At 50.0% G+C, this 6957-nt stretch carries 6 protein-coding genes and 1 pseudogene; all 7 read right to left on the bottom strand.

All coding sequences use genetic code 11. From position 1 onward, the window contains the following. The coding region (locus KG631_RS00080; protein ID WP_213994635.1) for a hypothetical protein at positions 1 to 1668 on the bottom strand (1668 nt) is incomplete at its 3' end. Between the two features lie 3 nt (positions 1669 to 1671). Next, positions 1672 to 2700 carry a chain-length determining protein gene (locus KG631_RS00075; protein WP_213994634.1) on the bottom strand — a complete coding sequence of 343 codons (1029 nt, stop codon included), beginning with the start codon at positions 2698 to 2700 and terminating at the stop codon, positions 1672 to 1674. Positions 2701 to 2777: 77 nt separating this feature from the next. Beyond that, positions 2778 to 3443: an ABC transporter ATP-binding protein gene (locus KG631_RS00070; RefSeq protein WP_213994633.1), complete on the bottom strand. Its 666-nt coding sequence runs from the start codon at positions 3441 to 3443 to the stop codon at positions 2778 to 2780. Beyond that, on the bottom strand, positions 3440 to 4225 hold the full coding sequence (locus tag KG631_RS00065; protein ID WP_213994632.1) for an ABC transporter permease: 786 nt from the start codon (positions 4223 to 4225) through the stop codon (positions 3440 to 3442). Before KG631_RS00065 ends, KG631_RS00070 begins: the two co-directional genes overlap by 4 nt. Before the next feature lie 2 nt (positions 4226 to 4227). Continuing rightward, positions 4228 to 5982 (bottom strand): polysaccharide biosynthesis/export family protein, encoded by a 1755-nt coding sequence (locus KG631_RS00060; protein ID WP_213994631.1) that lies wholly within the window; start codon positions 5980 to 5982, stop codon positions 4228 to 4230. Positions 5983 to 5984: 2 nt separating this feature from the next. Further along, on the bottom strand, positions 5985 to 6386 hold the full coding sequence (locus tag KG631_RS00055) for a DVU3141 family protein (RefSeq protein WP_213994630.1): 402 nt from the start codon (positions 6384 to 6386) through the stop codon (positions 5985 to 5987). A 122-nt stretch (positions 6387 to 6508) separates the two neighbouring features. Continuing rightward, positions 6509 to 6957: pseudogene (locus KG631_RS00050) on the bottom strand (nucleoside-diphosphate sugar epimerase); the annotation flags it as partial.

The following is a 6957-nucleotide window of genomic DNA, read 5'->3' as shown; positions in this document are numbered from 1 at the left end:
GTGGCGGCAAACATACAATGGATATAACAGCAAGGTTGCAGCCACCAGCTGTTGCAGCGTTAATGGCCTGCCACGACGTGGACACTGATGCAAGTCAGTGGTCAGGCCCCAACCGGCATAAAATGGCATACCGTAACAGGTCACCGGCAGGCCACGGATTAACGCTTCAAAACCGGCCAACGACGTCAACACATGTACCTCATCTACCTGGCCAAACATAACAGTAATACTGCAATCGGTAACCTGCTGATCGCAATAGTCCAGCGCCTGCTGCTCGTTTTCGCCCCGGGCCCGGGCGCCAGCCAGCACATCAGGGTGCGGTTTATAAATAAGCCAGGCATCCGGGTTAGCCTGCCTTACGGCTTTTAACAACTCGATATTGCGCTTAATACCCGGCGCGCCCCTGGCAATAGAAGCGTCGGTTTCAACCTGGCCTGGTACTAAAATCACTTTTTTGCTGGTCGCCGGTCGCTGCCAGTTAATACTGCCGGTATTATATTTGCTGATACCGCTGCTGTTTAATTGTTCGATAAGTTCGGTGGCCTGTTGTAACAAAGGTTGGCTGAACTGTTGCTGAGCAAGCAGGTTTTCTAAATCTGATGGCGCTGTCGCATCAAAATATAAGCCGCGGCTGTCGGCTACCCAGGAGAGGGGTTTGACAAATTGCGCGCCCAGGCCCACCGAGCGTAAAAAACCATCTTCCAGCCGGGTAAGCTTTACCAACGGGGCCAGAGCTGGCAAGGGTTTAAACCCCCAACTGATAGCATGACTGGCTGGCGGTACCTGGCTGGCATTATTAACAAAGCGCAGCGTGCTGCCTTGTAAAAACTGCTTAACTACCGGACGCCAGATGCGGTTAAAACCAATAGCATAAAGCTCTGGCGCAAAGCGCTGGCGCTGCTTACGTTGCCATGCAAGCCAGTCGAGAGCCTGAATGATGGTATTAAAACCATTGTTTGCTTCAGGCCGGGTATCATGGCCAATATGGGTTAACGTACCATTGACCAGTGCGCTAACCACTTTAGCGTCGCTAAAAATCTGCCACACCAACTTACCCAGTAAACGGTTGTCGGCTTTAGTTTGCGCAGCGTCAGATGACAAGCCACAATAATGGGTGGCAGCCAGATAAAAGGAAGGGAGAAAACTATAAACCGTTTTACGCCATAACAACGCTTCAAAACCCAGCCAGCTGTTCGCGGTAATAACAGCACGGGCATTAGCTAATAATTTGCCATGATGAACCTGAGGTGGGCATTCCTGCACCAGGTCGACACCAGTTAGTGAATGTTCGCTGTTCGCCTGAGCAAGTCGACACGCTGCGTGCTGCTCATGACAAACCAACACTACCCCTGTAGCTGCCAGCGCCAGTTGTTTTGCCTTGAGCAGCATCTGCCTGGTTACGGATAGCGCTAAACCGGATTGTATTATCAATAATATGTAAACGTCGGGCAGGTTCTCAGTATCCCGGTAACGATTGTAGCGGGATACTCCAGCTTGTTGCCAGCACTGAATAAAATGGTCTGCTGCCACTTGTTGCTCGCTGGTCAGCGACGGCACGTCAGGCAGTATCGATGCTGTATCAGTGACACTGGTAACTCTGCTAGCTAACAATACCGGCTGCTTGCCGTTTAGCGGTGGGCAAAACAGCACATCGTGTTCCGATGTCATGGGTTAGTCCCGATGGTCGCGGATTATCGAGCGGGTTAAATGGCTTATCGCAGCCAGAAAAAGCGCGAAGAAAGTAAAAACCGCAATGTTATACAGTCGTTTTGGCTCGGTAGAAAATTCTGCCTGAGTCGGTTGTTGTAATATCGATACTTGTTTTAGTTTACGAGCGGCTTCGACCCGGGTGCTTTCCAGCGTTAATAAGGCATTGGAATAGAGCTCGAGTGCAAACTGGGCTTTAAGTTCTAATGTTTGATATTCTGCTGAAATCCGGTTCAGCGAATCACCACTGGTGGTTGCCATTTTTTGTTTTTCGGTTTCAATTTGCTGGCGCAAGGCGTTGATTTCGCTATTCAGGCGGATAATCTCAGGAGAAGCCGCGCTTTGAAAGCTGGCGGCTGAGCTTTTGCGGGCTTCTAACAACGATAACTGGCCCTGCAACTGCGAAACAATAGCAAAGAAGCTTTGCACGGTACCGGTAGGCGAGACCATTCCCTGCTCGTTCTGAAAGGTAATCAGCTCTTCCCGAATGCTATAAAGCCGTTGTTCCAGTGTAGCCACCTGCTCTTCAATAAAGGCCACTTGCTCGGCCGCTAAACGCTGGCCCATCTGGTTCATATGCAGTTCGCCTTCGTTCAGCAACGTCTGGGCAATGGCGTGTGCCATATCCGGGCTATACGCCTGCACTTTTATCCGTAACACGCTGGCATAATCATCAAAATGAATTTCGATTCGGTTTTGAATATAGTCATACAGTTTTTCAAGCTCGACATCGGAACTACTTAAACGAGACCAGTAGTCGATATCGCCATTAGCATAGTGGCTACGGATATCCAAGGTTTGCTGCAGTTTTTGCAGCATATCTACCGACTCTAAATGGTCTTTTAACAGTAGTAAATCGCCTGAACCACTGGTGCCAGATAACAAAGCAGAGACATTTAACCCCACCGGACTGATTTCCGGGCTTTGCAACACGATATGGGTTTGCGATACGTAGCGATCAGTCGCCAGGATGCTCCAATAAAAAATGGCCATGGTTACGGCCACAAAACATAGCGCCCAGTGGGGTTGGAATTTTGCAAATGTCTTGGCTTTAAACACAACGTTCATTGTTATTTTTTACCTATGCTTTGGTGATAATCGTGAATGGCGTCGGCCAGTTTGTCGTACCAGATAGCCTGGCCCTGGTGCAGCCAGATCCCCGACTCGCACATATCTTTTAAAATACCGGTGCTGTGCGACACCATGATCAGACTGGCTTTGCCAATGCGGTCTCGAAACGCTTGTTTGGCTTTAGCTTTAAAGCTGGCATCACCCACTGAGGTGGCTTCATCAGATAAATAGACATCAAAATCGAACGCCAGTGATAAGCCAAACGCCAGCCGGCTGCGCATACCACTGGAATAGGTTTTTACCGGCTGATCGAAGGCCTTACCTATTTCAGCGAAATCCTGCACAAAGGCAATAATTTCAGGTATTTTGTCATTACCGCCATGAATTCGGGCGACAAATTTGACATTCTGGCGGCCAGTCATGGTGCTTTGAAAGCCGCCACCCAGGCCAATCGGCCAGGACACTTTACAATTCTGGATAATTTGGCCTTTATCGGGGGCATCCATACCACCTAGCAACCGCAATAAGGTGGACTTGCCAGCGCCGTTTTTACCGACCAGGCCAACGCTGACCCCGCGCGGGATATGAAAGTTAACATCTTTTAATACCCAGTCGCCGCCAAAAGGCCCGTGGTAGCGCTTATACAGGTTTTTGACTTCAATCATTGCGCCATTAACCTTGTTTTTAAGCGGATATGCAGCATTAAGCTCAGCAGTAGTATCGAGATTGACCAGTACTGTAAATACAATAAGTTAATACCGTCGATGGTGCGATAATGCTCAAAAAATGCCAGCCGCAGACTTTCAAGACCGTGCAACACCGGATTATATAACAAATATTCGCGCAAATAATGCGGCTTTAACTGAATGGGGATAATAACCCCCGATAAAAAATATAGCGGAAAGGTGATCATACCGATGATTTTCGCCAACTCCTGTACCAGGGTAATGGCTACTGAAAACAGTAAACCAAAGGCAAACCCCAGCAACCACAGATTAAGCCAGACCCAGCCGGCCTGGATGGCATTAGCCGGCATAATTTCGTGACCCAGAAAACTTGCGCCAAAAATCATCAGCATAAAAACAATTGATTTAAGTACGCCCTCTAGTACAGCCCGAATTAACACTGTATCAAACGGGTGCACTTGGCGGTAAGCAAACAACGCGCGGTTTGCAGCAATGGCATTCATACTGCGATTCATGGCGTTACGGAACATTAAAAAGCCGACAATGCCAACAATTAACCAGGGGATAAAGTCGGCACCAGGGATCATTTTTATCCGGCCCATTAGCTGGCGCAAACTGATTAAAATAACCAGATGGGCAATGGGCTCTAATAGCAGCCAGGTCCAGCCAAAGCGATCACCGCTGATCCGGGCGGTGGCTTCACGCATAAATAACGCATGCCAGACGTGTAGAGCGACCTGCCAGGGGGAGCGTAATTGCATGGTTACAGGTCCAGGACCACTTTGGCCGCTATAGCCACCTGATACAGAATTTGGGTAATACTGGCGGCCAGCTGCAGGTTCTTGGTGGTAACAGCCGGTAGCACTAAAATTTCATCACCTGGACGCAGGGTAACATCACTGGCGTTCCGCACTTCGCCATTCTGGCGCACCACTAATACTCTGTCTTTATCAGCGTGCTGGCTGAAACCGCCGGCGCCTTCAATATAATCCCGGGCTTTGCGGCCAGGCACATAAACTACTGCCTGTGGAATATACACTTCGCCACTGACTAAAATGGCGTCAGAACGAGACGGAATGGTAATAATATCGCCGTCCTGCAGGCGCAAGTCGACAATGTCATCGTTATGAGCCAGCACCATGCGGCCGTTCGGTTCAATTTCCCGCGCTTGGGCGACAAAGGCACTGATAAGCTCGGCTTCGCGGGCCCGGATTGCCGACTCTTCGGCAGTGGCCGACGGCGCCCCTAAATAAGTGGTTTCCAACCGGCGTAGGCTTTCATCTAATGCCTGTTTTTGCCGTTCGGCGACACTTAGCCGGCGCAGTGAAATATTCTGATAATCGGTAAGTTCAGGTTCAATCGCCACAATATTTAACAGTTCGTGCAAGCTAGCGTCTTTTGGCAACACAAAATGCGAAGGCCCAAGGTATTGTCCTTCCAGTTGCACCACAATACTGCTGTGATGATGATCAGCAAAAAACATCACTTCATCGCCATTGGCAACCCTGGCCGTATTAAATTCTGCCAGCGGCAGATAGCGGGCAACCGGACCACTGTTGCGCATGCCCCGTAACAGTGCATGTGACACCCCGGCGTTCAGCTGCGCCAGTTCGGTTAACACTTCACCGGCAAGGTAGTGCTGTTGTTCAGTCTGATTAAGTTCATAGTGATAAGGCCGGCCAACATCACCATGTACGGTAACGACCGGGCCGCGTCGCTCGACTAAAATTGTGTCGCCGCTTTGCAGTTGCTCGTGTCCTAAGTCACCCTGTAGCAGAAACTGGTATAGATCCAGCACGGCCAGCGTTTCGCCATTACGGATTAAACGGATATTGCGATAGCTGCCTAGCTGATTGTCTACACCCGAAGCCTGATCAATAAAATACAATATTGAATCGCTCGGTACCCCGGCATAGCGTCCCGGTTTGTTAACAAAACCAGTGACAAACACCGCTACCGGTTGCACACCCTGTAAGTTGGTGTAAACATTGACATTATCAGAGTATACCCTGCGCACTGCGTTACGTACGATACCATCGAGCTGGCTGTGGCTGGCGTCCATAACCTTTACCGGGCCAATAGTGGGAATAAAAATATTACCCTGAGCGTCTACCGGCAGCACCCGGTCAATATCCACTGCGCCCCATACCCGCAAGGTAATCTGGTCACCGGGCAAAATACGATACTGCGGGTTTAAACCATCCGCCCGCACGCCGCGAAAGCCGCCACTAAACAACTCAGCACCAAAGGGCTGAATTTCATCGCTTAGCTCTCCTGCCGCCGGTAATTGCGGACCATAGGTACCTTGTTGCCAGCTGGTTTGGCTGGGCAGTTCCTGCAATGGCGGTGGGATTAGGCTGCCCTGTCCATCCTGAAGCTGCTGCATCTGAGCTTGTTGTACCTGAGCCTGTTGCGCGGCGGGTAAGTCACCAAAATTCTGGGCAGAAACTGGCAATACCAGAACCAGAGCCACTATTGCTGAAGCCCAGCAGTGGAGTGTAAAGCGTTGAGATTTCATGGTTATTCCTGCGGCAAATTAACAACGGTAAGATCACGGTTTACAGCCCATTGCTGTTCGTCATAACGACATACCACTGCCTTACTACCTTCGGTATTGAGCTGCAGCTGCAGGCATTGTTTGCCAGCAGCTGAGAAGTAACGGTTGACAACCTGTGCAGAGGCATTGGCGCCCCATGGACTATTGCTAAATTGAAGTTGTTGGCCAATACGGGCGGCAGCTAACTGGCCACTGACTTCTGCTGCCAGAAATTGTGGGGCTTTTGCATAGGATGAATAAGACTGAGGCCCAGATGACGTAGTGGCACAACCGGAAAGAAGCGTCGTCGCGGCGATTAAACCTGTCAGCACGGCGCCAGGTTTAGGTAAGACATTTTGCATAAAAGCTTGCACATTTAATTGCATGGTTAAATCCATCTAAACGGAATATCGGAAAATAAGCGGTAATTTATCACAGGCCTGTATCTGGGTGCTACTTATTAGTCTGCTTGTTACCATAACCGCTGCATTTAACAGCAACTATCAGCTTATTGCCGCGCCGTTTTGCCTGACATTATTGCCAGTTGCTGTTGCATGCTAATTTTCGGCTGCCAGCCCAACTGCTGCTGCGCCGCACTGATATTGAGCGGCATAGCGTCATTCAACCGCATTAACCCGCTACTGCCGGTCACCCTGCCAATAATGGTCAGTAACCAAAGCGGCACAGCTAGCAGCCGGACTGGCTTGCCCTGAGCCCGGGCCAGGTTGCGTATTAACTCTGTCGTAGTGACATCATGGTTGTCAGAAATTAGCCAGGTTTGCCCCACAGCAGCCGGATGAACCAGACATAACTGAATAAAATCGGTCAGGTTAGCAACGGCCAGATAACTGCGTTTATGCTGGTTGAAAGCACCAAAAGGTAACCAGCTACCCCGCGCTACCGCCCGTTGCAGCCGGGCAAAATTGCCTTTGACACCTGGCCCGTACACTAATGGCG

Source organism: Arsukibacterium sp. (assembly GCF_018402695.1).
Taxonomy (GTDB): Bacteria; Pseudomonadota; Gammaproteobacteria; order Enterobacterales; family Alteromonadaceae; genus Alishewanella.
This window is presented reverse-complemented; position numbering and strand designations above follow the sequence as displayed.